We start from the raw sequence: 26,017 nt of genomic DNA, 5'->3' as shown, positions 1-26,017 counted from the left end.
CAATTCTGCATGGTTATGCATGCAGATGCAAACTCATTAACCCATTCGCTCCGCGAGCGGGTGGGGTCAGCCGCGCAGGACGGCGCCGACGCGCTCTGCGGCCACCGCGACCGCGGCGTCACGGGCGGCGCTCGCCTCGTCTTCGGTGAGGGTGCGGTCGGCGGCCCGGAACCGCAGCGCCAGGGTCAGGGACTTGCGGCCCTCCCCGATCTGCGGGCCGGTGTAGACGTCGAACAGCCGGACGTCCTCCAGCAGTTCACCGGCTCCGTCGCGGACGGCGTCGACGACGGCAGCCGCGGCAACCTCGTTACCGACCACCACGCTGATGTCCTGGAACACCGCCGGGAACGGCGACACCTTCGGCGCGGGCAGCGTCTCGACGATCGGCACGGCGTCAAGATCGAGTTCGACGGCGCAGGTGCCCTTGGACAGGCCGGTCCGCTCGATGACAGCCGGGTGCAACTGTCCGGCGTAGCCGACGACCGTGTTGCCGACGAGCACCTCGGCGCAGCGACCCGGATGCCACGGCAGCTCCTGGGCCGCGCGCAGGGTGAACTCCACCCCGGCCGCGCGACCGATCACCCGAACCGCCTCGAACGCATCGGCGGCCTCCACCGGCCGCCCCTGGCCCCACGGACCGGCGGGCTCGCGCAGTCCGGCCAGCACCGCCGCCACGTGCTGCGGCTGGTTCGGCAGGGAGGCGTCCAGCCCGGCGATCTCCTCGTCGGTGGGCCTGCGGTCGTTGGGGATGCGCTCGACGGAGCGAGTCTCCGCGGTCGGATGCACCACCTGCTGGATCGCGAACAGCGCCACATCGGCGGTACCACGGGAGACGTTGCGGCCCAACGCCTCCAGCAGGCCGGGCAGCAGGGTGGTGGCCAGTTGCGGCCGGTCGGCCTCCAGCGGGTTCAGCACCGTCGTGGTGCGGCGACGCGGGTCGTCGGCGGCCAGGCTCCACGCGTCGAACACCCCGGCAGGCAGGAACGGTGTCGGCAGGATCTCGACGAATCCGGCCAGCGCCAATGACTTTCCGACCGCACGGCGACGCTTCTGGACTGCGGACAGCCCCCGCCCGGCCGGCGCGGTCGGCAGCACCGACGGGATGGACTCCAGCCCTTCCAGACGCAGCACCTCTTCGACGAGGTCGGCGCGCTGACGCAGATCTGGCCGCCAGCTCGGTGGGGTAACGGTGAGCGGGTCGGATCCGGTGACCGCCGCACCGATCTGGGTGAGCCGTCGCGCTGTCGTTCCTGCGGCGTATTCCACGCCCGCGGTCCGGTCGGGCAGGTCGGCCGGGATCTCGATGGCCGGCTGCGACCAGTCGGTACGCCCGTCGGCGCGCCAGTCGGTCAGCTTCGGTTCGATCGTGCCGCCGGCGATCTCGGCCAGCAGGGTCGCGCAACGATCAAGTGCGGCAACTGAAATCGCCGGGTCAACGGACCGCTCGTAGCGACGGCCGGCCTCACTGGCCAGATGCAGGCGGCGCTGGGTTCGTGATACCGCGGCCGGATCCCACACCGCGGCCTCCAGCAGTACATCGGTGGTGGAATCGCGCACCTCGGTGGTGCCCGCGCCCATCACGCCACCAATCGCGGCGGTGGCGACGTCATCGACGATCAGCACGTCGGCCGAGTTCAAGGTGCGCTCGACATCGTCGAGGGTGACGACCTTCTCGCCATCGCGGGCGAAACGCACGTCGAACCCACCGGTGATCAGGCTGCTGTCATGCGCGTGCATCGGGTGCCCGAGTTCGAGCATGACGTAGTTGGTCACGTCGACGGCCGGCGAGATGGCACGGATACCGCTGAGCATCAACCGCCGCTGCATCCACCACGGCGTCGCCGCGGCCGGATCGATGCCGGTGACCGGACGCAGGCCGAAACGCAGGACCCCGGTGCCGGGTTGGACGGTCAGCGGCCAGGCTTCGCCCTCGGCGGGCAGCGGCGCCACGTCGGCCAGGTCGACGAAATCCAGGTCGTGAGCACAGGCGATCTCGCGCGCCAGGCCGCGGACCGACAGGCAGTAGCCGCGGTCCGGCGTGATCGCCAGGTGAAACACCACGTCGTCCAGACCGAGGAGATCGGCCGCCGGGGCACCCGGTTCAGCCGTACCCTCGGGCAGGACCAGGATGCCCGCACCCTCGACGCCCAGGTTCATCTCCGACGCCGAACAAATCATGCCGTCGGACACCCGGCCGTAGGTCTTGCGGGTGGCGATCGTGAAATCGCCGGGCAGCACGGTGCCGGGCAGGGCCACCACCACCAGGTCGCCGACCGTGAAATTCGTTGCCCCACACACGATGTCGCGCAGCTCTGGCTCGCCGACATCGACCTTGCAGGCGCGGATCGGCTTCTTGAACTCGGTGAGTTCCTCGATCTCGGCGACCCGGCCGACGGTCAGCGGACCGCTCACCGGACCGATCGGAATGATCTCCTCGACCTCATGTCCGATCCGGATGAACGTGTCCTCGAGCTCCTCGACGGACGCATCCCAATCCGGGGCGCCGGCGCGGACGGCCTCACGCAGCCAGCTGAAAGGAATTCGCATCAGGCACCGACCCCGAACGGCAGTGAGAAGCGGACGTCGCCCTCAACCATGTCGCGCATGTCAGGAATTCCGTTGCGGAACTGCAGGGTTCGCTCCAATCCCATACCGAAGGCAAATCCGGAGTAGACGTCGGGGTCAATACCGCAGGCGCGCAACACATTCGGGTTGACCATGCCGCAGCCGCCCCACTCGACCCAGCCGGCGCCACCCTTCTTGCCGGGGAACCAGATGTCCACCTCGGCCGACGGCTCGGTGAACGGGAAGAAGTGCGGACGGAACCGGGTGCGCCCCTCCGGGCCGAACTGGGACCGTGCGAACGCGTCGAGCGTGCCGCGCAGATGCGCCATGGTCAGGCCTTTGTCCACGGCCAGACCCTCCACCTGGTGGAACACCGGAGTGTGGGTGGAATCGAGTTCGTCGGTACGGAAGGTCCGCCCGATCGAGACGACATAGACGGGCAGGTCGCGTTCCAGCAGCGCCCGGATCTGCACCGGCGAGGTATGGGTGCGCAGGACCTGGCGTGACTTGTCCGGCGCAATCTGGAAGGTGTCCTGCTCGCTGCGGGCCGGGTGATCCGGCGGGAAGTTGAGCGCGTCGAAGTTGAACTGCTCGGTCTCGACCTCGGGCCCCTCGGCCAGTTCCCAGCCCATCGCCACGAAGGTGTCGGCGACGTTCTCGGCCAGGATCGTGATCGGGTGACGGGCGCCCACCGGATGCCGCGTCGAAGGCAGCGTCACGTCGATGCGTTCGGCGACCAGCACGGCGGCGTCGCGCTCGGCGCGCAGCGCGGCCAGCCGCTCGTCGTACGCACGCTGGGCCTCGCCGCGAGCGACGTTGACGCGTTTGCCGGCATCGGCGCGGTCGGTCTTGGGCAGCGTCGCCAGCGACTGGCGGGCCACGGCGATCGGGGCACGATCGCCGAGGTGCTCGGTCTTGGCGCGCGCGAGCGCGTCGAGGTCACCGGCCAGCTCGAAGGCATGCCGGGCCGCGCTGACGGCTTTGGTCAGGGCTTCTTCTGAGAGATCACTGGGCTGCTGAGCCACCCGGCGATCATAGGTGATCGGCCCTTCGCACCTCGAACGCGTTTGCCGTCAGGAAGCGGGCAGCTGCCCCGACGTTTTCACCCGGTACATCACCAGATCGTCGGGCACACCTTCCGGCTTGGTCGAGAACATCTGCCGGCGTTGACGTTTGACACTGACCCCCAGCTCGGCCAGCTGATCTTCGGCGATGCCCGCCAGCGTGGTGTGGGACACCACGAGGCCGCCACTGTTGGCCCGCTCCATCACCCGGGCAGCGATGTTGACATCGACGCCGAGCCAGTCCGACCCGATGCGCTGCGGGCGCCCGGTGTGAATACCGACCCGCATACGGGGCGCGTATCCGTCCAGGTCGATACCCTTCACCCCGTCGAGCGCCACGACCATCGCCGCAAGGGCGGTAACCGGGTCAGAGAACACCGCCATCATGCCGTCGCCCATGCGTTTGACGATGTGGCCACCGGCTTCCAGAACCGGGGGCTCGATCACCTGTGCCACGCGGCGCAGCAGTCGCAGTGTGGCGTCGTCGCCCGAGCGCAGCGACCACGACGAGAATCCGACCAGGTCGGTGAACACCAGCGTCACCTCGGGATTGGCCGGCGTTCCCGAGACCCGCTCGGTCAGCGCCTGCCACACCTGCAAGGCACCCAGACTCACCTCACGCGAGGCGGCGTCGCGGTCCAGGAGCCGGTCGGCCACGCGCGCCGCCGCCCGCGGACCACCCTCACCCGACACCGAGAGCCGGTCACCGAAGTCCGGATCCCCGGGAAGGGACCGACGCACCCGACGGACCAGATCGACGACGGCCGGGCTGCGGTTGACGTTCTGCAGCCACCCCAGCGGGCCCGGCAATCCGGGTGCCCGCACTCGGCGCTGTTGCGACGCCTGCTCGACGTCCGCGACACGGCCGGACGGATCATCGAACGGCTCGCCATCCACAGCGCAAGACTAAGTGGCCCGCGGACCGGGCAGCAATCACGCCGCGAGCGGGTTTGCCCACACTCCCCCGCCGGCCGAGAACCTGGCTGGTCACAGCGCTGTGGCGCGACGATAGCCGCCGAATAACAGTGCGCGACGACGCGCCGCGGCATCGTAGACAACGTACGTTGTCACTACTATCGTTAACCCCAGCTGTGATTCACGTCATGACGAGTCAACGAGGACGCAATGACCACACGAACCACCCTCACCACCGAGCACGATCCCCTCGGCCCCGAGTCGCTGACCTGGAAGTACTTCGGCGACCTACGCACCGGGATGCTGGGCGTGTGGATCGGCGCGATCCAGAACATGTATCCCGAGCTGGGCGCCGGCGTCGAAGAACATTCGATCCTGCTGCGTGAACCCCTACAGCGGGTGGCCCGGTCGGTGTACCCGATCATGGGGGTGGTCTACGACGGCGACCGTGCAGCCGACACCGGTGCGCAGATCAAGGGTTTCCACACCACCATCAAGGGCGTGGACAGCCAGGGGCGCCGCTATCACGCGCTGAACCCGGAGACGTTCTACTGGGCACACGCCACGTTCTTCATGTTGATCATCAAGACCGCGGAGTATTTCTGCGGCGGTCTCACCGAGGCCGAGAAGCAACAACTGTTCGACGAACACGTGCAGTGGTATCGCATGTACGGCATGAGCATGCGACCGGTTCCCAAGAGCTGGGAGGAGTTTCAGGAGTACTGGGACGCCAAGTGCCGCGACGAGCTCGAGATCAACCGGGCCACCCTCGACATCTTCACCATCCGGATTCCCAAGCCGTGGTTCGTGCTGATGCCGACTCCGGTGTGGGACCAGCTGTTCAAACCCCTTGTCGGAGCGCAACGTTGGATCGCGGCCGGCCTGTTCGACCCGGCTGTCAGGGAGAAGGCCGGAATGCGGTGGACGCCGGGCGACGAAGTCCTCCTGCGAATCTTCGGCAAGGTGGTCGAACTGGCATTCGTCGCCGTGCCCGACGAGATCAGACTGCACCCTCGCGCCTTGTCGGCGTACCGACGCGCAGCCGGCAAGCTCCCGGCCGACGGCCCACTGGTGGAAGCGCCGAGCTTCATGGCCCCGCCGCGCGACCGCCGCGGGCTGCCGATGCACTACTTGCCGCGCCACAAGACCCTGCTGGACCGGGCCGGCGCGCTGGTGCACACGACGTTCTCCCTGCCGGCGCTGCGGCGTCCGGCCCGCCGCCCTGCGGCCTGAGTTTTGACACGTGTCTAAGCTGTCGAGATGCTTGATTGGTCTGACGTAGACATCGCTGTCCGGGACGCAGTTCGCGAGTTCGTGGACAAGGAGATCCGGCCCCATCTCGACGAGCTCGAGAGCGGCGACATGGAGCCGTACCCGATCGTGCGAAAGTTGTTCTCCACGTTCGGCATCGACAGCATGGCCAAGGAATCGCTGGACAAGCGGCTGGAGAAGCTGCGCAGCGGCGACACCAAACCCTCGGGCGCCCGTGGCGGGATGTTCGGCGGCAGCAGCTCGCCGGGTATGGGATTCGTCCTGATCAGCGAACTGTGCCGGGTGTCGATGGGCCTGGTCACCGGCTTGGGCGTCAGCCTCGGCCTGACCGTGTCGACCATCCAGAGCCGCGGCACCCTGGCCCAGCAGGAACGCTGGCTGCCCGGTCTGGTGACCTACGAGAAGATCGGCGCGTGGGCGATCACCGAGCCCGATTCGGGCTCGGACGCCTTCGGCGGCATGAAGTCCTATGTCACCCGTGATGGGGACGATTACATCCTCAACGGCCAGAAGACCTTCATCACCAACGGGCCCGACGCCGACGTCGTGGTGGTCTACGCCAAATTGGACGAAGGCGACGGCGCCGACAAACGCAACCGCAAGGTGCTTACCTTCGTCCTCGACCGGGGCATGGAGGGCTTCGTGCAGTCGAAGCCGTTCCGCAAGATGGGCATTCACTCATCACGTACCGGCGAGCTGTTCTTCAACAACGTCCGTCTGGGCCGGGACCGACTGCTCGGCGAGACCGAAGGGTCCGACGACGGAGCCGACGAAGGCCGGGCCAGCGCGCGGTCGAACTTCTCGGCCGAGCGCATCGGGGTGGCCGCAATGGCACTCGGCGTGATCGAGGAATGCCTGCGCCTGAGCGTGGACTACGCCAAGAACCGCACCCTGTGGGGCCAGGAGATCAGCCAGTTCCAGCTGATCCAGCTCAAGCTCGCCAACATGGAAGTGGCCCGGATGAACGTGCGCAACATGCTGTTCCGCGTCATCGAATCGGCCGAGAAGGGGGCGCCGATCTCGCTGGCCGAGGCGTCGGCCATCAAGTGGTACTGCTCGCAGGCCGCCACCGACGTGGCGATGGAAGCCGTGCAGCTGTTCGGCGGCAACGGCTACATGACCGAGTACCGCGTGGAACAGCTGGCCCGCGACGCCAAGTCACTGATGATCTATGCCGGCAGCAACGAGGTACAGATCACCCACGTGGCGCGGGGTCTGCTCAGTTAGGGCTGTCCCTGGATCATTTCGCGACCCGGGTGCGCCGCGCGCCACCCGGCCATCGCGGCATCCCAGTCGTCACCGTCGAGCGCGGTGAGCGCCGCCGGAAACAGCCCGTCTTCTTCTTTGGCGATGTGGACGTAGAGCTCCTCGATCTCCGCCCGAACCCTCGCCTGGTGGTCGGGGTCGGTCAGATCGACGACCTCGAGAAATGCGGCCAGCTCGCGATGTTCGGCCACCAGCGGGTCGATGTGCTGGGCATAGAGTTCGTCGGAGTGCATCACCGCGAACAGTCCGTTCTCCTCGCCCTGCCAGTGGGCGCGCAACTCGTCGAACATCGCCGTCAGACGCTGTGCGGCCACGTCCAGCTCACCGCGGTCCAGGGCGCGTACAGCTTCGCGGCCATGGTCGACGGACCGTTCATGTTCGGCGATGTAATCCCGCAGCAGCGGCATGTCCCGGCATCCGCAGTATTGGCACATGGCTCGACCTTAAACCGACCGTATTGCTCCACGCGTGAAGCGCTGTGGCGGAAAACCGGGCCGAAAATCGCCACAGCGCTTCAGACGCGGTGCCAACCCGTCGGGCTAGTCGGCGCGGTGAGCGCGCGCGCTCTCATACAGGCAGATCGACGCGGCCGAGGCGATGTTGAGGCTTTCGGACTGCCCGGGCATCGGAATGTGCACCCGGTGATCGGCCGCGGTGGCCAATTCGGTTGGCAGGCCGTGGGCTTCGGGGCCGAACAGCCAGGCCGTGGGCGGCGTGAGGTCGACGTGATCGAGGCTGGCCTCGCCGTCGATCGTGGTGGCCAGCACCTGTAACCCGGCGGCCTGCAGCTGCGCCACGACGGCCGCCTCGTCGGGCGCACTGATCACCGGCAGCGAGAAGATGCTGCCGGCCGACGCCCGCAGGCACTTGCTGTTGTAGGGGTCGACGCTGTTGCCGGCCAGCACCACCGCATCGGCACCCATCGCGTCGGCGGTGCGGATCAAGGTACCGGCGTTGCCCGGTTCCGAGATCTGCACGGGCACCGCGACCAACCGGGGTGCGGCATCCAGCACCTCGTCGAGGGTGATCTCGGGCAGCCGGCACACGGCCACCAGGCCGACCGGAGTCACGGTGTCGGACAAGGCTTTCGCCGCACGCTCGGTGACCAACTGCACCGGAGCGTCGGCCAGCAGCCCACCGAACCGATCCAGCGCGGCCTCGGTCGCGAACACCTCGGAAACGAGTCCGCGCCGCAACGCGGCTTCGACGAGGTTGGGACCCTCGGCAAGGAAACGTGCGGCGCGGCGGCGCCCGATGTGGCGCTGCAGTTTGACCGCAGCCACCACCCGGGCAGAACGCTCGGTGAGCGTCAGGCGGCCTCTCCGGAGGGCGCATTGACATCCTCGGGGAGCGCGGCCTTGGCAACCTCGACCAGCGCGGTGAACGCGGCGGCGTCACTCACGGCGATCTCGGCCAGGTTCTTGCGGTCGACCTCGACGCCGGCGGCCTTCAACCCCTGGATCAGGCGGTTGTAGGTGATGTCGTTGGCGCGGGCCGCGGCGTTGATGCGCGAGATCCACAGCTTGCGGAACTCACCCTTGCGGGCGCGACGGTCGCGGTAGGCGTAGGTCAGCGAGTGGAGCTGCTGCTCCTTGGCCTTGCGGTAGAGCCGCGACCGCTGACCGCGGTAGCCCTTCGAGGCCTTGAGTACGGTACGCCGCTTCTTCTGGGCGTTGAGTGCGCGCTTCACGCGTGCCATGGGATGTTCCTATTCTCGGTCGGTACAGGGAGCGGCAGGTCTAGCCGTTGAGCAACTTGTTGACACGCTTGGTGTCGTTGGCTGCCACCACGGTGCGGCCGTCGAGCCGGCGGGTGCGCTTGGTGGGCTTGTGCTCCAGCAAGTGGCGACGGTTCGCCTTCTGCCGCACGATCTTTCCGGTCCCGGTCTTGCGGAACCGCTTGGAGGCACCGCTGTGGGTCTTCGCCTTGGGCATGAATCCTCAGTTCTCTTGTGAAACTAGCTCTACGTGACGTCTGGTTCTTGGGTGTCGGCCTGCTGCCCGCCCGGGCGCTCGGCCTGCTCCGCCGCCTTGGCGCGAGTCTTCGCGCCGCGGTGCGGGGCCAGCACCATCGTCATGTTGCGGCCGTCCTGCTTGGCGGACGTCTCGACGAAGCCGTATTCGGCCACGTCTGCGCCCAACCGTTGCAACAACCGGTACCCGAGTTCGGGCCGGGACTGCTCACGACCACGGAACATGATGGTCACCTTGACCTTGGATCCGGCTTCGAGGAAGCGGACCACATGGCCCTTCTTCGTCTCGTAGTCGTGATCGTCGATCTTGGGACGCAGCTTCTGTTCCTTGACGACGGTCTGCTGCTGGTTTTTGCGAGACTCGCGCTCCTTGAGAGCCGTCTCGTACTTGAACTTGCCGTAGTCCATGATCTTGCAGACCGGCGGTCTGGCGTTGGGAGCTACTTCGACAAGGTCGAGATCGGCATCCGCGGCGACGCGGAGAGCGTCTTCGATGCGCACAATGCCTACCTGCTCGCCGCCTGGTCCGATCAGGCGGACTTCTGGTACACGAATGCGCTCGTTGACGCGGGTCTCAGTGCTGATGGGGCCTCCTATGTTGGGTCTGCTGAGGAGACCCGCCCATCTGCACTTCTGCCCGTAGAACAGAAAAGCCCTGCTCGAAGCAGGGCCCAATGCCGACCGATCACGGCTTGCGCCGCCTGCGTCACCATGGTGGAACGCAGAACCGGTGCCCGAGGACACCGGCGACCGGACCGTTGTACCTTGTGGCCAACGGTGGGAGTGGGACTCCACTTGCTGTCCCTGACATGTGCCGGGACGGTCGCGCATGACAGTCTAGCAGGCATGACCGATCCAACTGAAACGCCCGACGACGCGACGTCGCAGGTCGTGCGTGACCTGGCCGAGATTCCCGCCGTCGAAGTGATCACCCGGGCGGCGGTCATGTTGATGAGCGCCGCGGCGGAGAAGATCGGTCTGTCCGCCGAGGACCCCGAGGATAGCCCGCACCGCGACCTCGACGAGGCCCGCCGCCTCATCACCGCACTGGCCGGGTTGGTGACCGCCTCGGCCGAATTTCTGGGACCCCACGCGGGCCCGGTGCGCGACGGCCTCAAGAGCCTGCAGCTGGCGTTCCGCGAAGCCAGCGTGGCGCCCGAAGAGCCGGGCAAAGGACCGGGCGAGAAGTACACCGGGCCGGTCTGGTAACCCGCCCGGGCAGCGTCTGTGCGCGCGCTCAGCCCAATTGACGGGTTGACCGCCTATTCTCCGGGCGTATGACCGTTCTCAATCGCGGGCACCGGACCCCGACGCAGCCGGTGTCGAGGTTCTCCTGGGTCCCCACGGCCGCCGGCTGGACCGTCGGGATCATCGCGACGCTGTCGCTGATCGCCAGCGTGTCCCAGACGGTGCGCTGGTTGATCCAGGTACCGCGAGAATTCGTCAACGACTACATCTTCAACTTCCCCGACACCAGCTTCTCCTGGGCATTCGTGCTGGCGCTGTTGGCCGCGGCGCTGGCCGCGCGCAAGCGGATCGCCTGGTGGATCCTGGTGCTGTACTTCGTCGGAGCGATCGGCTGGAACGTCGGCGATCTCGCCACCGGCGGCGACCCAGTCGCCGAAGACGTCGGCGAGGTCATCGGGTTGGTCTTCCACGTGGCCGCGATCGCGCTCCTGGTGTTGGCCCGCAACGAGTTCTGGGCCAAGGTGCGCCGGGGCGCACTGGTCAAATCGGCCGTGGTTTTGATCGCGGGAATGGCGGTCGGCATCCTGGCCGCCTGGGGGCTGCTGGAGTTGTTCCCCGGCACGCTGCCGCCGGACTGGCGGCTGCTGTACGCGGTCAACCGGGTCAGCGGCTTCGCCACGGTTCCGACCGATGTGTTCGAGGGGTACTCCCACCCGTTCCTCAACGCCATCTTCGGTTTGTTCGGTGCCCTGGCGTTGATGGCGGCCGCGGTGGTGCTGTTCCAGTCCCAGCGCGCGTCCAATGCGCTCACCGGCGAGGACGAATCGGCAATCCGGGGTCTGCTCGAGCTCTACGGCAAGAACGATTCGTTGGGCTACTTCGCCACCCGCCGCGACAAGTCGGTGGTGTTCGCCCCCAACGGACGCGCCGCGATCACCTACCGCGTCGAGGTCGGCGTCTGTCTGGCCAGTGGCGACCCGGTGGGTGACCCGAAGGCGTGGCCGCACGCCATTGCCGCCTGGTTGCAGTTGTGCCAGACCTACGGCTGGGCGCCAGGGGTGATGGGCGCCAGTTCGGCTGCCGCCGAGGCGTTCCGGGCGGCCGGTCTGAACGCGCTGCAACTCGGAGACGAGGCGATCCTGTACCCGGACAACTTCCGGTTGTCCGGGCCCGACATGCGCGCCGTACGTCAGGCCGTCACCCGGGCGCGGCGGGCCGGCACCTCGGTACGGATCCGCCGCCACCGCGAGCTCGACGAAGCAGCGATGGCCGAGGTCATCGAGCGGGCCGACGCGTGGCGCGACACCGAGACCGAACGCGGGTTCTCGATGGCACTGGGCCGGCTCGGCGATCCCGCCGACGGTGACTGCCTGTTGGTCGAGGCAGTGCAGGCCGACGGGGACGCCGAGAACGTGGTGGCCTTGCTCTCCCTCGTACCGTGGGGGACCAACGGCGTCTCGCTCGACGTCATGCGCCGCTCCCCCCAATCACCCAACGGCACCATCGAACTGATGGTCAGCGAACTGTGTCTGCAGTCCGAAGGGTTTGGGATCAGCCGCATTTCGTTGAACTTCGCGATGTTCCGATCGGCATTCCAGCAGGGCGCACAGCTGGGCGCGGGTCCGGTGGCCCGGCTCTGGCGGGCCCTGCTGGTGTTCTTCTCCCGCTGGTGGCAGTTGGAGACGCTGTACCGCTCGAACATGAAGTACCAACCCGAATGGGTACCCCGCTACGCCTGCTATGAGGACGCCCGGCTGATCCCGCGGGTCGGGGTGGCCTCCGTCATCGCCGAAGGCTTTCTGGTCCTGCCGTTCTCGCGGCGCAACCGTCAGCACACCGGCGACCATGTCGCGGCCCCGGCGGGTCTGCTGCAATCCGGCCGGTTGCACCACGACGGCAGCGCCCCGGACCTCAGTGGACTGGCGACCGAGGCTGCCGACGGCAATGGTCAGCCCCGACTGCCCGAGCAGGTCCGCGTGCGGATGGCCAAACTGCGCCAGTTGCAGGCCGGCGGCGTGGACGCCTACCCGGTGGGGCAGGCCCCCAGCCACACGGTCGCAGCCGCCCTGGATTCGGCGGACGGTACCGGTGTCACCGTGGCCGGGCGGATCCTGCGGGTTCGCGATTACGGCGGGGTGCTCTTCGCCGAACTGCGCGACTGGTCGGGCGAAGTTCAGCTGCTACTCGACAACGGCCGGCTCAGCAGCGCCACGACCGCCGATTTCACCTCGACCATCGATCTGGGCGATCTGATCGAGGTGAGCGGCGCGATGGGCCGCAGCCGCACCGGCACTCACTCGCTGTTGGTGGATGGCTGGCGGCTGATCGGCAAGTGCCTGCGCCCGCTGCCTGACAAGTGGAAGGGCCTGACCGACCAGGAGGCCCGTGTCCGGGCCCGCTACGTCGACCTCGCGGTCAACACCGAGGCTCGTGAGCTGATCCGGGCCCGCAGCGGCGCCCTGCACGCCATCCGGGAAACGTTGTACGCCAAGGGTTTCCTGGAGGTCGAGACGCCGATCCTGCAGCAGATCCACGGCGGGGCCAACGCCCGGCCGTTCCTGACCCACATCAACGCCTACGACCTGGATCTGTATCTGCGGATCGCCCCGGAGCTCTACCTCAAGCGGTTGTGCGTGGGTGGCGTCGAACGCGTCTTCGAGCTGGGCCGTGCGTTCCGCAACGAGGGCGTCGACTTCAGCCACAACCCCGAGTTCACCCTGTTGGAGGCCTACCAGGCGCACGCCGACTACACCGTGTGGATCGACGGCTGCCGTGAGCTGATCCAGAACGCGGCGGCGGCCGCCAACGGCGCCCAGGTCTTCCAACGGCCACGGGCCGACGGTGTTCTCGAGCCGGTCGACATCTCTGGCACCTGGGCCGTCAAGACCGTGCACGACGCCGTCTCGGAGGCCCTCGGCGAGCACATCACCGTCGACACCGACCTGGCCACGCTGCGTCGGCTGTGCGATTCGGCCCGCATCCCCTACCTGACCCACTGGGACGCCGGCGCGGTGGTGCTGGAGATGTACGAGCACCTGGTCGAGGACCGCACCACAGAACCCACCTTCTACAAGGACTTCCCCACCTCGGTATCGCCGTTGACCCGGCCGCACCGCAGCATCCCCGGCGTCGCCGAACGCTGGGATCTGGTGGCCTGGGGTGTGGAGCTCGGAACCGCCTACAGCGAGCTGACCGACCCGGTCGAACAGCGCCGCCGATTGCAAGAGCAGTCGTTGCTGGCCGCCGGCGGCGACCCTGAGGCGATGGAACTCGACGAGGACTTCCTCCAGGCCATGGAGTATGCGATGCCGCCGACGGGAGGCCTCGGCATGGGCGTGGACCGCGTGGTCATGATGATCACCGGACGCAGCATCCGCGAAACCTTGCCGTTCCCGCTGGCAAAGCCGCGTTAGCAGGTACTTCACAGCCGATCACAAGAATCGGCGACGACGATATTGCTGTGACGTTCACCCACCACCTGTCGTTGATGCACGGCTGGGTCCCGACCAGTGTCCAAGCCGTCACCGCCGTGGTGCTGATCGCCGCGATCGGCTATCGCACCCGCCGTTGGGCGCTGATCTGGTTGCCGTTGGCGGCCGCGGTCGGTGGCGTTCTGGTGGCGGGCACCAACTGGTATATCGAGTCGGAGGGGCTGGCCGGCAATCCCGCACCACGGTCCCTGTGGGTGTGGATCGGATTGGCCGGTGCGGCCGTGGTGATCCTGCTCGCCGGCTGGCGCGGCAGCCGATGGTGGCGCCGCGGCAGCGCGGTGCTGGCGGTGCCGTTGACGTTGCTGTGCGTGGCCTTGGCAGTCAACCTCTGGGTGGGTTACTTCCCGTGGGTGCAGACCGCGTGGAACCAGTTGACCGCCGGTCCGCTGCCCGATCAGACCGATCAGGTGACCGTGACCGCCATGCAGCGTCAAGGCCGGGTGCCGGCCAGGGGCACCGTGGTCCCAGTCGAGATTCCCAGCACCGCATCGGGTTTCCGGCACCGAGGCGAGTATGTCTACCTGCCGCCGGCGTGGTTCGCCGCCAACCCCGCTCCGCATTTGCCGACGGTCATGATGATCGGCGGTGAGTTCAACACCCCGGCCGACTGGATGCGGGCCGGCAACGTGATCAAGACCATGGACGACTTCGCCGCCACCCACCACGGCTACGCCCCGGTTCTGGCGTTCGTCGACCCCGGCGGCACCTTCAACAACGACACCGAATGCGTCAACGGCAAACGCGGCAACTCGGCCGATCACCTCACCAAAGACGTTGTGCCGTACCTGAACAGCCATTACGGGGTCAGTCCAGCGTCCGCCAACTGGGGCATCGTGGGCTGGTCGATGGGCGGCACGTGCGCGGTGGATCTGGCCGTCATGCATCCCGAGTTGTTCAGCGCGTTCGTCGACATCGCCGGTGACATCGGCCCGAACTCGGGAACCAAGGCGCAGACGATCGACCGGTTGTTCGGCGGGAACGCCGCGGCGTGGGACGCCTTCGACCCGGCCACGGTGATCAACCGGCACGGTCAGTACTCGCAGACAGCGGGCTGGTTCGACGTCAACGACACGTCCTCGGCCGCCAAACCCGGCAGCCAGGTCAACGATCAGGCCAAGGCGGCCAACGCCTTGTGTGCGCTCGGGTCGAAGCACGGCATCGCGTGCGCGGTGGTGACCCAACAGGGCACCCACGACTGGCCGTTCGCCAGCCACGCGTTCGCCATGGCCCTGCCGTGGCTGGCCGGCGCCATCGACACTCCAGAGGTACCGGCGGTCGGATTACCACAGTCGTCGGCCTCACCGGCCTTCATCCAGACCGCGGCGAAGTAGGGGCTCAGTAGTCGGATTCGGCCGCGAACACCTCGGCCAGAAAGGCGTCCTCGGGCGGCGCCGCAAGCCTGGCCCGGGCCAGCGCGCGCACCCGGTGCCGGGTCTCGGCCGATTCTGCCACGTGTACCGCGCCAACCTGCGCGGTGGTCTGTGACCAGTCCTGGTTCCATACCTGAGTCTCATTGAGACGCTGACCATTCGGATCGTGTAACGGCAGTACGGCGCGGCCGGCGGCGTCGAGGACCCCGGAGCCGACGGGGCCGCCACCGTGCAGTTGCACGGCGATGCCCGACGGAGAATTTGGGCCGGCGAGCGCGACCTGCACCACCGCCTCGGCACCGGCGTTCACCGACCACTCGATCGTGTTCTCGGCGGCGTCGAACATGCCCGGCGGCACCGCCGCCCATTCGACCGACGCCACGCCGCCGGCGATCCGGTCTGCCGCAGGCGATGGTTCGCCGCGGCCGGCGGCCAACGCAAAGTCGTCGCGCCGAGGTGTGGCCGCGGTGACATCTGGCCAATCCAGCCCGATGTCGGCGGCCAGCTCGCGGCAGTCGTCGATCAGCGCCACCACCCTCGGGTCTCCTTCTGCGGCACGGATGTTCAGTGCCGTCAGCTGGGGTGCCAAGAGCCCGGCGGCATCGGAATCCAGGGTGTCGTCGGTGAAGTATTCCTCGGCCGCTACCGTCAGCAGGGCCACCTCGGCGTCGAGTAGGCAGCGATCCAGCGTCGCGATGCCGTCGCGGTCGCTGGCCGGCCACCATCGCCGAAGCCAGTGCCCAAAGGCTAACCGCCGCAACGCAGTCGTGGCACCCGGTAGCGCGTCGACACGGGGCAGGTCGACCGGTTCCCCCGGTTCGCGATGACGCACGGTCTCCAGGACGGCGACATGGCCGGCCTCGCCGAGCACGCGCCACAGCCAGTCCGCGCGGGCCGGGTTGGTGAATGTGATCGACGGCGGGTCGGTGGCGTCACCGTCGACCGCCCAGGACAGCACGGCGCCGCTGACTTCGAGGACGGCGACCAACGGTGCTGGGAGGTTGAGCGGACCGGTGCTCCACAGACCGCCGTCGGCAACCAATCTCACGGTGCCACCTGCGTTTCCAGCATCGATTTGATCTGCTGTCGGTGGTCGAGGCTGACCGATCTGGCCACCCCTTCCAGCAGTGACCGAAGCTCGTCGACATCCGCGCAGGATTCCTGCCACACGTCGCGGCCATGCAGACGTGCCCAGAGCCGGCTCAGATAGGGCCGGGCGAAGCCCGTCAGATCCGCGAGGACCTGCCGTTGGCGGGGATGGATGGGGCCGCCCTCGGACGCATAGCGACGCGCGTGCAACACGTAGGCCTCCTTGGCCAGCCGGGCCTGGATACGAGCCGACAGTTGGTAACGTCCCGTCCTCGCGGCGTCGAGCGGATGAAGATCCCGGGCGACTTCGATTCCGGCCAGCAGGCCGGCCTGTTTGTCCTCGGCGAGCAGACCCCACGGTGCGCAGGCCCGGTCCACCTCCTCGTCGCACAGCAACGGGATGTCGGGCAGTTCGTCGCGGTCCAGTGCCCGCCGCAACGTGGCCCGCACCCGGTCCACCACGCTGCGGTCCAGCGGGCGGTCGCTTTCGGCCGGACCGGTGATCGCCGGGGGCCGTTGCGGCAGTGCCGAACTCAACCCTGCCTCGACGATCGAGAACGGCAGCTCCGCGTCCGACCGTCGCGCCCGCGCGCCGAGGTTGTACGGGGTGGCGTCGGCCACCAGCGCCGACCACACCCGCTGCCGGGCGGCCTCGGCACGGTGGCTGTCGGCAGGGCCCAGCACGGTCGCCAGCCCGGCGAAGAACGGGTCGGTGATGGCATCGGAGGCGACGACGTCATCCCAGCTGCGCTCCAACTGGCGACGCAACCGATCGAGGACCCGCGGGTCGGCCACGTACCGGTTGAGCGACTCGATGGCGGTCCGGTCCCGGCCGTGGTGCAGCTCGGCCAGCACCTCGGCGGCCACCTCGCCTTTGTCGGATGCCGGGGCGCCACGGGTCACCGCAAGTTCGAAACACACCGGGAAGTACAGCTCTTGAGCGTTGCCGCTGGTGATGCGCAACCGCCGGCGCTGTGCTTTGAGCTCGGTGAACCACGCTGCGGCAGCACGCAATTGCGGCGCGCAGCGCATCATCTGCTCATGCAGCTCGGCGGCTGTCTCCGGCGCCAGCACCGGTGCCGAGAAGTGCGTGTTGCTGCGCAGCCGGAGCACCAGTGGATCGATGATGCGTTTGACGGTCCGGCGCAGCGGCCCGCCGTCGCCGGCGCTGAACACCTCGACTCCCGGGCCGATTGCACGCCAGGCCCGATCGATCACGGCGCGGCGCGGTGCCGGCAAGTTCAGGCCCGGATTCGCGGCGGCCTGCGCCCCCGCCGTCTCGGACCCGATGCTCACCGACCCTACGATAGAGGGGCCGAAGTTGGGTTCGGTAGCCGCCGGTCGGCCGCAGCCTGATGAGATGACCGACGCCGTGCTGCTCACCGTCCTGTGGTTACTGTGCGGCGGCGCCCTCGGCGCCGCGTTGACCGCCGCGCCCCGCACCCGTTGTCGCACGACGGACGACGAGACCGGCGAGCGTCTGGCCACACTCGCCGAGCTGGCAGCCGAATTCGACCACATGCTGATCCGCAAGGGCCTGATGACTGCCGCTCAGCTCGCCTTGATCCGCACCGGCACCCGGTCCCGCGGGATCGTCACCGGGATGCGCACCACCGGGACGATCTGCGAAGACCACCACGAGGTCGAGCTCGACCTGATGGTCAGCCGGTGTGGTGGAGGCCAGTTCCCGGTGCGGCAGCGGACGTTGATTCCGGTCTCGGCGCTGCCGAAGCTGTCTCCGGGCAGTGTGGTCGACGCGTATTACCGGCCCGGGGATGAATGCACCGTCGCGGTCTGCGTTGCGCCGGTGTGATCGACCGGTCTGATCAGCGGGCGCCGTCGACGGTGAACGTGGCCAGCGCAGCCCAATAGAGCGGACTGGCACGGAGATCCCCCTCACGCCAACGCCGCATCTGGGCGCGCTGCCAACGGTTGACGGCGCGTCCCGCCTCGTCCTCGCGGTGGGCCAGGTCCACACCGACCACCGTCTCCCCCATCGGATCGTGCGCCGGATCCGTTGCACCCGAGACGAACCGGCGGTATCCGGCCGTGGTGGGCAGTGGCCACAGCGTCGCGGTGACCAGCTGGGCCCCGCCCAGAACCATCGCCGCCACCAGGCCCGTGGCCTCGTCGAACCGGTAGTCTCCGCCGGACGCACAGGCCAGCAGCGCCACACGCGGCGGGACGGCAAGCCCGGCCGCGATGATGTCGGCCGCACTCAGGGCGCGGTCTTCGGCGAGGTGCAGCGCCGCCCGGTCAGCATGTCCGACACCGCCCTCGGCTGCGCTGGCGTGTCCGACGTAGAGGAGCCGGGCCGGGGTCTCGGCACAGACCGTCGCCAGCCAGTGCCGGTCGATATCGGTGCGCCGGAACAGTTCTACGGACGCGGTCACGTCGGGCCGCACCCGGCCGGTTTCCACCAGCGGCGCGAAATGGCGCGCCAGCGCGGTCTCGGGCGAGGGACGGCCCAGTACCGAGCCGAAGGCCGAATCGGGACGCTGCCCGGGGATCCGCGGGTCGAGGACCAGCGCCGCGGGCTCCTCTCGCCGCGCCGACCAGTTGGCGGTGATGCGGGGTGCGTGCACGATGTTGGGTGGCACCGCCATCAGCACATCGACCAGCTCCATCAACCGGAATCGATGGCGGTCGGGCATGACCAGCTGGCCCCAGGGCACCCGGGCCAGTTTCGGACTCGGGGTGACGAACAATGCGGCGCGCGGGGAGGCCACGTAGTCGGCCAGCAGATTCCAGGCGTCCCTCCCGATCAGCCGGGCCCCCAGATCGCCGGCCCACTTCAGCTCGCTCTTCGGGTCAGCGAAAGGCCCTGCAGTGAGCGACCTTTCGATGGCGTCGGCCGGGGATTCCGTGTCGCGAGGGTCAGGTAGCGCCAGGTCCAGCGCGTCGTAGAGCGTCTGCAGTTCCGGTTCTTCGAGCACCCACGTGACCGATCGGGAAGGCTCCCCCACCACGCGCAGACTGGCGTAGGTCACGATGCCGACATCGGCGAAGCGCAGCACCAGGGTTGCGGTCATGGCCAGGTCGTCCATTCCGGCTCCGGTGAGGTGACGATCCGGCCATAGCGCTCCCAGGCCAGTTCGCGGTATCGAGTCAGGATCGGGGCGGCCTGCGGGTCCATGCGCAGCGGCGGCAGCGGGCCCAGCCTGGTCAGCCCTCCCGCACCAGGCGCGGGCGCTGCCGCCGCCACCGCCAGTTCAGGGACCAGTTCCGCCTCCACCGGGACCGGCGCGGTGGCCGTGTCGGCCCAGTCTGCCGCCTGCTGCGCCGTCGGTTCGGAACTGAATGTCCCTCTGGCGCTGTGATATTCGACCAGTTCGGAGACCAGTTCGGCGTTGTCCCACTCCCAGGCCACGGCGAATGCGCCGGCCAGCATCGGCGCCGAGACGCAACTGGCCCAACGCATCCGGGCGCCTGCGTCGACGATCGTGTAGCGCACTGAGTCCACCGCGAGCGCCGCGGGCACCTTGAGATCAGCGGCCCGCTCCAACATCGCCATGCCGCTGCGGTACTTCTTGCTGCCGGGCCGGCAGTTGAACACCCCCTTGCCGGAAGCGTGGGTGGCCTCGACCTCTTCCCAGCTCTGGTCCGGGCGGCCCAGGCCGTCGAACCCCATCTCGGCCAGCGCCCGGGCCCGCCAGATGTTGCCCAGGTGGGCGTCGAGCCGGGCGTACTGCAACCAGCTGTGCCGCGGTGCGGAGTCCAGCAGTTCGCGGGCCTCGGCCACCATCGCCGCGGCGTCGTCGAAAGCCCCGCGGAACACCGAGATCCAACTGCGCTGCAACAGGATCCGATGGATATGTTGGGGTTTGCCCAACTCCCGCCAGTGCCGCTCGGCATACTCCCAGCACTGGTCGGCCTCGCGCAGCGCGCCGACCCCCAACCGGATCAGGCCGAAGTACAGCCAGCTTCGAGAAACGTCGTGGGCCCTGGCATGCTCGGCGATCACCGGGTAGGCCTTGGTGACCAGGTCCTGGGTGTCGCTGTATTCGGCGGCCGTCCAGCAGGCCGCGGCCTGTTCCAGTTGGGCCCGGGCCCGCGACAGCGCCCAGCCGCGGGCCTCGGCCCGCGCGGCGGCCCGGCGCAGCCACGGCTGGGCTTCGTCGAGCCGTCCGGATTCCACGCAGAAGCGGCCGTAACCGAGGGCGCCGGTGACGAACAGGTGATCGTCCTCGGCGTCGACACCCGCCGCAGCGACGGCGGTCAACGATTCGGTGACCGCATCCCACAGTGGGGCCGATGCGGCGTACAGATCGTCGTCACACAGACCGTCGGCAACCAGGATGCGGGCGCGGCACACCAAGCGCCGGTGTTCGTCGTCGAGATCCGATGGCCCGGGCGCCATTTCGGTCAAGGTCTGTAGATGCGCCGCGGCCTGCTCGTGTTCGCCTCGCGCCGCCGCCAGCCCGGCTCGCAGGAATTCGGCGCGCCGGCCGTAGCGGCAGATCATCCGGTCGACCTCGGCATCGGACAGGGTGACCTGGTCTGCCGCTTCCGGCATGGTTTCGGCCCGGATCGCGGTGTAGATGGCCAGGCAGTCGTCGATGCGTTGAATGCCTTCGGCTACACCGTCATAGGCGCTGCGCACGAGGTACATCTCGCTGAGTTGGGCGAACGCCTCGAGGGCGAAGTCGTCGCGGTCGGCCTCTTCGATGCGGGGCATGAGCGCCGCCAACAGATCGTGTGCGGCTTGCTCGTCGGCGGCCAACGCGAGGTGACGAGCGCGGCCCAGCTCCTCCACGATCGTCACACCACGCATCATAGGAAAACGGCGGGCGTCGACGAGACGCCCGCCGCTGTCGGCGGTTTCCGGATGGCTCAGCTGCAGCTCACCGTGATGGTGAACGGCTTGTTGATCATCCCGGCCATCGGGTTGGCCATGTCCGCGCCCGAGGCCTCGCCGGTGATGGTGTAGGTGTCACCGTCCACCTTGACCTCTGCCGAGCCGACCTTGGCGCCCATGGCCTCGCTGACCGCGAGCGCGCTGCCGTCGTAGACGAGGCCCAACGATTCGACCTTCGGAGTGGCCTCGTCGGTCATCACCACCCCCAGGCCCTGCTGCCCGCCGATCGCGGCGCTGCCCACGTTGATCTTGCCGCCCTGCTTGACGCAGGTGACGGAGTTGAGGTCGAGCCCGGCCAGGTCCTTGCCGTCGACCTTCACCACGGTGGTGCCTCCGCTGCTGACCTTCGCGTCACCGGCGGATTGGTCTGCTGCGGCGGCAGGCTTCTCGGAGGTGTCCGTCGGCTTCTCGTCCGAGCAGCCGACCAGCACCGCACCGGTGGCCAGCATTCCCATGGCGGCTGCGATGACTCGATTCATGTGCTTCCCCTTCGCTTCTTTCGCGTCGCCCCGTTGGCTCCGTCGTGTCTTGAGTCAAGATCGGACCGATCGCTACCGATCCCAAGAAATGTCGGTTCGCCCAGGTACCGTGGGTGTTGTGAGCAAGGAACCCACGCAGCCGGAGGTGCCGCAGGAAACCGAGACCGGTTACACACCGGCCGGGGTGCCGACGTTCGACGCCGTGCGGGAGAAGATCGAGACCCGATTCGGCACCGCATTGGGCGCCTCGGAGCTGGCGGCCGAGACACCTGAGGGCCGTTCGGTCGAGGAGCAGTACGAGAAGCGTCAGCAGGCGGCGGCCGAGCGGTTGCAGAAGATCCGTGAGTCGATGCACGAGCAGGGCGACGCCTGACCCGTGCGCTCATTCACCTTGGCCGAGCGTCGCGCGCGGTTGGCCCGGCGCCATTTCCTGAGCCGACCGGCCGAGTCGATCGATGCCGCAACGGCCGCCTTCGTAGGTCTACACGCGACCGACCCGTCGACCCCCTACCTGTCTCTGTGGGCGCGGATGCCCGGGTTCGGTGTGCCAGATCTGAACACGGCACTCTACGAAAAGCGCTCGGCGGTCAAACATCTGGCGATGCGACGCACATTGTGGATCGTGCACGCCGAGGACCTGGCGCTGGTGCAGGCCGCTGCCAGCGATCGGGTGGCCGGCAACGAACAGCGCAAACTCAGCGGTGATGTGGAGAAGGCCGGTGTCGCACCGGATGGCCGCACATGGCTGGACACCGCATGCGCGGCGGTGCTCGACCACCTCGAACAGAACGGCCCCACCAGCGCCAAGGACCTGCGCGCCGCGCTGCCGGAGTTGGCCGGCCGCCACGACCCCGCGCCCGGCAAACGCTGGGGCGGCGAAACCCCGTTGGGGCCAAGGGTTCTGACAGTTCTCGGGGTCCGCGGTGAAATCGTGCGTGGTCCCAATGACGGCGGCTGGAACACCTCACGGCCCCGATGGACGCTCACCGCCGACTGGCTCGGGGCGCCGTTGCCGGCTGCCGAACCCGGTCATGCCCGCGCCGAACTGGTCCGCACCTGGTTACGGACGTTTGGCCCGGCGACGGTCACCGACGTCAAATGGTGGTTCGGAAACACCCTGACCTGGGCCCGGCACGCCCTGCGCGATATCGGTGCCGTCGAGGTGGATCTGGACGGCGCCCCGGGCTACGTGCTGCCCGACGATCTCGACGTCGAACCCGAGGCTGAGCCCTGGGCGGCCCTGCTCCCGGGCCTGGACGTCACCACCATGGGGTGGTTCGACCGGGATTGGTACCTCGGGGAGCACCGCGGCCAGGTGTTCGACCGCAACGGCAACGCCGGCCCCACCGCATGGTGGAACGGGCGGATCGTCGGCGGTTGGGGCCAGGACGCCGACGGACGCATCCAACTGCATCTGCTGGAAGAGATCGGACGCGACGGCACCCGGGCGCTGCAGGAGCGCGCCGACGCACTCACCGACTGGCTGGCCGGAGTACGCGTCAGCCCGCGGTTCCCGTCGCCCTTGTCGAAGCGGCCGGTCTAGGCGCTGACCTTGCGCCGCTTGGCTTTCGGTGCCGGCACATCGATCAGCTCGGCCAGGAATTTTCCGGTGTAGCTGGCCGGGTCCGCCGCGACGTCCTCCGGCGTGCCCTGGGCGACGACGGTGCCGCCGCCGGCCCCGCCTTCGGGACCCATGTCGACAATCCAGTCCGAGGTCTTGATCACGTCGAGGTTGTGCTCGATCACGATCACCGTATTGCCTTTGTCGACAAGCCCGTTGATCACCTTGAGCAGTTTGCGGATGTCCTCGAAATGCAGGCCGGTGGTGGGTTCGTCGAGGATGTACACCGTGCGCCCGGTGGAGCGCTTCTGCAGCTCGGCAGCCAGCTTGACGCGCTGCGCCTCACCGCCGGACAGCGTCGGCGCCGGCTGCCCCAGCCGCACGTAACCCAACCCGACATCGACGAGGGTCTTGAGGTAGCGGTGGATCGAGCTGATCGGCTCGAAGAACTCGGTGGCGTCTTCGATCGACATGTCGAGCACCTCGGCGATGGTCTTGCCCTTGTAATGAACCTCAAGGGTCTCCCGGTTGTACCGCGCGCCCTGGCACACCTCACACGGCACGTACACGTCGGGCAGGAAGTTCATCTCGATCTTGATGGTGCCGTCACCGGAGCAGGCCTCACACCGGCCGCCCTTGACGTTGAACGAGAACCGGCCCGGCTGATAGCCGCGAACCTTGGCCTCGGTGGTGGCCGCGAACAGTGACCGGATCTTGTCGAACACCCCGGTGTAGGTGGCCGGGTTGGACCGCGGCGTGCGGCCGATCGGCGATTGGTCGACGCGGACCAACTTGTCCAACTGATCGAGACCGTTGACCCGGGTGTGCCGGCCGGGCACCTGGCGCGCGCCGTTGAGCTTGTTGGCCATCACCGCGGCCAGGATGTCGTTGACCAGAGTCGACTTACCCGAGCCGGAGACACCGGTGACGGAGGTCAGCACGCCGAGCGGGAACGCGACGTCGATCTCCTTGAGGTTGTTCTCCCGCGCACCCACCACGGTGACCTGGCGGCGTTTGTCGGTGGGCCGCCGCATCGCCGGCACCTCGATGCTCTCCTTACCGGAAAGGTAAGCACCCGTGATGGATTCGGGATTCGTCAGCAGATCCTGATAGGTGCCGCTGTGCACGATCCGGCCGCCGTGCTCACCGGCTGCCGGGCCGATGTCGACCACCCAGTCGGCATGGGCGATCGTGTCGAGGTCGTGCTCGACGACGATCAGGGTGTTGCCCAGGTCGCGCAGGCGCACCAGGGTGTCGATCAGCCGGCGGTTGTCGCGCTGGTGCAGACCGATCGACGGCTCGTCGAGCACGTACAGCACGCCGACCAGGCCGGAGCCGATCTGGGTGGCCAGCCGGATGCGTTGTGCCTCCCCACCGGACAGCGTCGCGGCCGCCCGAGACAGCGACAGGTAGTCCAACCCGACGTCGAGCAGGAACCCGAGCCGCGACTGGATCTCCTTGAGCACCTGCCCGGCGATGGCCTGCTCGCGATGCCCCAAGGTCAGTGCATTCAAGAAATCGGCGCAGTCCGCGATCGACAGTTCAGCGACTTCGGCGATGGATTTCGCGCCGAAGTCCCCCGCCGCCATCGTCACCGCGAGGATCTCGGGCTTGAGGCGCGTGCCGTTGCATTCCGGGCACGGGATGTCGCGCATGAAGCCCTCGTAGCGTTCCTTCATCTGCTCCGAGTCGGTCTGCTCCATGCGGCGCTGCAGGAACGCCATCACGCCCTCGAAATCGGCGTAGTAGGACCGGGTACGCCCGTAGCGATTCTTGTAGCGGACGTGCACCTGGTGGTCGCAGCCCTCCAGGATCGCCCGCCGCGCCTTGGCCGGCAGCTTCTTCCACGGGGTGTTGACGTCGAACCCCATCTCCTCACCGAGGCCGGACAGCATCCGGGTGAAGTACTCGGCGCTCTGTCCCACCGCCCACGGCGCGATCGCGCCTTCGGCCAAGGTGAGCTCCGGGTCCGGGATTACCAGTTCCGGGTCGACCTCTTTACGGATGCCCAGGCCGGTGCACTCCGGGCAGGCGCCGTAGGGCGAGTTGAACGAGAACGACCGGGGTTCCAGGTCATCCACGGCCAGCGGGTGGCCGTTGGGGCAGGCCAGCTTCTCGGAGAAGCGCTGCTCCCGGTGCGGATGGTCATCTTCACGGTCGACGAACTCCAGCACCACGATGCCGTCGGCCAGGTTCAGCGCGGTCTCCACCGAATCGGTGAGCCGCTGCTTGGCGCTGGCCTTGACCGTCAGACGGTCGACGACCACCTCGATGTCGTGCTTCTCCTGCTTCTTCAGCTTCGGCGGATCGGTCAGCGGATGCACCACGCCATCGACCCGCACGCGGCTGTAGCCCTGCGTGTTGAGCTTCTCGAACAGGTCGACGAACTCGCCCTTGCGGGTGCGGACCACGGGCGCCAGCACCTGGAACCGCAGGCCCTCGTCCATGGCCAGTACCTGGTCGACGATCTGCTGCGGGGTCTGCCGGGCGATCCGCTCGCCACAGACCGGGCAGTGCGGCGTGCCGGCGCGGGCGTACAGCAGACGCAGATAGTCGTAGACCTCGGTGATGGTGCCGACGGTCGAGCGGGGGTTGCGGTTGGTCGACTTCTGATCGATCGACACCGCAGGTGACAGACCCTCGATGAAGTCGACATCAGGCTTGTCCATCTGACCGAGAAACTGCCGGGCGTACGCCGACAGCGACTCGACGTACCGGCGCTGCCCTTCGGCGAAGATGGTGTCGAAGGCGAGCGACGATTTGCCGGACCCGGACAGGCCGGTGAACACGATCAGGGCATCGCGCGGCAGATCGAGGTCGACTCCTCGCAGATTGTGCTCGCGGGCACCCTTGACGATCAGGCGGTCAGCCACGCGGTTCCTTTCCGAAAACAGACTTCACGCCCATGCTATGTGCGCCCACCGACA

General features: G+C 68.0%; 22 protein-coding genes. 8 read left to right on the top strand and 14 right to left on the bottom strand.

Going from position 1 to position 26,017, the window contains the following annotated elements; all coding sequences use genetic code 11:
- Nucleotides 1-66: 66 nt before the first annotated feature.
- From pheT to A5733_RS00305, 3 genes are read right to left on the bottom strand one after another with little or no spacing between them, the layout of a single operon-like run.
- Nucleotides 67-2,547 (bottom strand): phenylalanine--tRNA ligase subunit beta, encoded by a 2,481-nt coding sequence (pheT, locus tag A5733_RS00315; RefSeq protein ID WP_076238629.1) that lies wholly within the window; start codon nucleotides 2,545-2,547, stop codon nucleotides 67-69.
- Entirely contained in the window at nucleotides 2,547-3,590 is a 1,044-nt protein-coding gene (pheS, locus tag A5733_RS00310; RefSeq protein ID WP_076238628.1) for a phenylalanine--tRNA ligase subunit alpha, read from the bottom strand. The genes pheT and pheS overlap by 1 nt, the downstream gene beginning before the upstream one ends.
- Nucleotides 3,591-3,638: 48 nt before the next feature.
- Nucleotides 3,639-4,526, bottom strand: coding sequence for an adenylate/guanylate cyclase domain-containing protein (locus A5733_RS00305; protein WP_076238627.1), 888 nt, complete (start codon nucleotides 4,524-4,526; stop codon nucleotides 3,639-3,641).
- A 228-nt stretch (nucleotides 4,527-4,754) separates the two neighbouring features.
- Between A5733_RS00305 and A5733_RS00300 the strand changes: the two genes are divergently transcribed.
- Together A5733_RS00300 and A5733_RS00295 are read left to right on the top strand one after the other, a co-directional pair.
- A complete protein-coding gene (locus A5733_RS00300; RefSeq protein ID WP_067767844.1) occupies nucleotides 4,755-5,777 on the top strand; it encodes an oxygenase MpaB family protein in 1,023 nt (340 codons plus the stop codon).
- 27 nt (nucleotides 5,778-5,804) lie between these two features.
- Nucleotides 5,805-7,043, top strand: coding sequence for an acyl-CoA dehydrogenase family protein (locus A5733_RS00295; protein WP_076238626.1), 1,239 nt, complete (start codon nucleotides 5,805-5,807; stop codon nucleotides 7,041-7,043).
- On the opposite strand, the gene A5733_RS00290 is transcribed toward A5733_RS00295, so the two are convergent.
- From A5733_RS00290 to infC, 5 genes are all read right to left on the bottom strand, one after another.
- On the bottom strand, nucleotides 7,040-7,489 hold the full coding sequence (locus tag A5733_RS00290; RefSeq protein ID WP_083665914.1) for a hemerythrin domain-containing protein: 450 nt from the start codon (nucleotides 7,487-7,489) through the stop codon (nucleotides 7,040-7,042). The genes A5733_RS00295 and A5733_RS00290 overlap by 4 nt on opposite strands.
- 132 nt (nucleotides 7,490-7,621) lie before the next feature.
- Complete coding sequence (locus A5733_RS00285) at nucleotides 7,622-8,368, bottom strand: RNA methyltransferase (RefSeq protein WP_076238624.1); 747 nt, start codon at nucleotides 8,366-8,368, stop codon at nucleotides 7,622-7,624.
- A gap of 23 nt (nucleotides 8,369-8,391) precedes the next feature.
- Nucleotides 8,392-8,781, bottom strand: coding sequence for a 50S ribosomal protein L20 (gene rplT, locus A5733_RS00280; protein WP_003885175.1), 390 nt, complete (start codon nucleotides 8,779-8,781; stop codon nucleotides 8,392-8,394).
- Between the two features lie 40 nt (nucleotides 8,782-8,821).
- Nucleotides 8,822-9,016 (bottom strand): 50S ribosomal protein L35, encoded by a 195-nt coding sequence (gene rpmI / locus A5733_RS00275; RefSeq protein ID WP_066898154.1) that lies wholly within the window; start codon nucleotides 9,014-9,016, stop codon nucleotides 8,822-8,824.
- A gap of 29 nt (nucleotides 9,017-9,045) precedes the next feature.
- The gene (gene infC, locus A5733_RS00270; protein WP_197508225.1) at nucleotides 9,046-9,639 is read right to left on the bottom strand and encodes a translation initiation factor IF-3; all 594 of its coding nucleotides are present in this window, start codon (nucleotides 9,637-9,639) and stop codon (nucleotides 9,046-9,048) included.
- A gap of 261 nt (nucleotides 9,640-9,900) precedes the next feature.
- Here infC and A5733_RS00265 point away from each other — a divergent pair, with 261 nt between their 5' ends.
- The 3 genes from A5733_RS00265 (at nucleotide 9,901) to A5733_RS00255 (ending at nucleotide 15,064) form a co-directional block, all read left to right on the top strand.
- Nucleotides 9,901-10,263: a DUF1844 domain-containing protein gene (locus A5733_RS00265; protein WP_067767860.1), complete on the top strand. Its 363-nt coding sequence runs from the start codon at nucleotides 9,901-9,903 to the stop codon at nucleotides 10,261-10,263.
- 68 nt (nucleotides 10,264-10,331) lie between these two features.
- Nucleotides 10,332-13,655 (top strand): bifunctional lysylphosphatidylglycerol synthetase/lysine--tRNA ligase LysX, encoded by a 3,324-nt coding sequence (gene lysX, locus A5733_RS00260; RefSeq protein WP_067767863.1) that lies wholly within the window; start codon nucleotides 10,332-10,334, stop codon nucleotides 13,653-13,655.
- Between the two features lie 47 nt (nucleotides 13,656-13,702).
- Nucleotides 13,703-15,064 (top strand): alpha/beta hydrolase family protein, encoded by a 1,362-nt coding sequence (locus A5733_RS00255; protein ID WP_083665912.1) that lies wholly within the window; start codon nucleotides 13,703-13,705, stop codon nucleotides 15,062-15,064.
- Between the two features lie 4 nt (nucleotides 15,065-15,068).
- Here the strand turns inward: A5733_RS00255 and A5733_RS00250 are convergent, their stop codons facing one another.
- Both A5733_RS00250 and A5733_RS00245 read right to left on the bottom strand, forming a co-directional pair.
- On the bottom strand, nucleotides 15,069-16,151 hold the full coding sequence (locus A5733_RS00250) for a hypothetical protein (RefSeq protein ID WP_076238623.1): 1,083 nt from the start codon (nucleotides 16,149-16,151) through the stop codon (nucleotides 15,069-15,071).
- Nucleotides 16,148-17,488 carry a hypothetical protein gene (locus tag A5733_RS00245; protein ID WP_369830890.1) on the bottom strand — a complete coding sequence of 447 codons (1,341 nt, stop codon included), beginning with the start codon at nucleotides 17,486-17,488 and terminating at the stop codon, nucleotides 16,148-16,150. The genes A5733_RS00250 and A5733_RS00245 overlap by 4 nt, the downstream gene beginning before the upstream one ends.
- A 64-nt stretch (nucleotides 17,489-17,552) precedes the next feature.
- On the opposite strand from A5733_RS00245, the gene A5733_RS00240 reads away from it, so the two are divergent.
- Nucleotides 17,553-18,005, top strand: a complete 453-nt coding sequence (locus A5733_RS00240) for a hypothetical protein (protein WP_076238622.1) — start codon at nucleotides 17,553-17,555, stop codon at nucleotides 18,003-18,005.
- Between the two features lie 13 nt (nucleotides 18,006-18,018).
- Here A5733_RS00240 and A5733_RS00235 read toward each other — a convergent pair whose 3' ends face one another.
- From A5733_RS00235 to A5733_RS00225, 3 genes are all read right to left on the bottom strand, one after another.
- Nucleotides 18,019-19,224, bottom strand: coding sequence for a CHAT domain-containing protein (locus tag A5733_RS00235; protein ID WP_198938702.1), 1,206 nt, complete (start codon nucleotides 19,222-19,224; stop codon nucleotides 18,019-18,021).
- Nucleotides 19,221-20,957, bottom strand: a complete 1,737-nt coding sequence (locus A5733_RS00230; RefSeq protein ID WP_076238645.1) for a hypothetical protein — start codon at nucleotides 20,955-20,957, stop codon at nucleotides 19,221-19,223. The genes A5733_RS00235 and A5733_RS00230 overlap by 4 nt, the downstream gene beginning before the upstream one ends.
- A gap of 68 nt (nucleotides 20,958-21,025) precedes the next feature.
- On the bottom strand, nucleotides 21,026-21,529 hold the full coding sequence (locus A5733_RS00225; protein WP_076238620.1) for a lipoprotein LpqH: 504 nt from the start codon (nucleotides 21,527-21,529) through the stop codon (nucleotides 21,026-21,028).
- A gap of 88 nt (nucleotides 21,530-21,617) precedes the next feature.
- Between A5733_RS00225 and A5733_RS00220 the strand changes: the two genes are divergently transcribed.
- Together A5733_RS00220 and A5733_RS00215 are read left to right on the top strand one after the other, a co-directional pair.
- On the top strand, nucleotides 21,618-21,902 hold the full coding sequence (locus A5733_RS00220; protein WP_067767879.1) for a hypothetical protein: 285 nt from the start codon (nucleotides 21,618-21,620) through the stop codon (nucleotides 21,900-21,902).
- 3 nt (nucleotides 21,903-21,905) lie between these two features.
- Nucleotides 21,906-23,072 carry a winged helix DNA-binding domain-containing protein gene (locus tag A5733_RS00215; RefSeq protein WP_076238619.1) on the top strand — a complete coding sequence of 389 codons (1,167 nt, stop codon included), beginning with the start codon at nucleotides 21,906-21,908 and terminating at the stop codon, nucleotides 23,070-23,072.
- On the opposite strand, the gene uvrA is transcribed toward A5733_RS00215, so the two are convergent.
- A complete protein-coding gene (uvrA, locus tag A5733_RS00210) occupies nucleotides 23,069-25,963 on the bottom strand; it encodes an excinuclease ABC subunit UvrA (protein WP_076238618.1) in 2,895 nt (964 codons plus the stop codon). The two genes, A5733_RS00215 and uvrA, sit on opposite strands and share 4 nt — an antisense overlap.
- Between the last annotated feature and the right edge of the window lie 54 nt (nucleotides 25,964-26,017).

Origin of the sequence: Mycobacterium sp. NS-7484 (assembly GCF_001953975.1) — a bacterium.
In the GTDB taxonomy this organism is placed as follows: domain Bacteria; phylum Actinomycetota; class Actinomycetes; order Mycobacteriales; family Mycobacteriaceae; genus Mycobacterium.
Note: the sequence above shows the minus strand (reverse complement) of the source record. Positions and strands in the feature narration are given on the sequence as shown.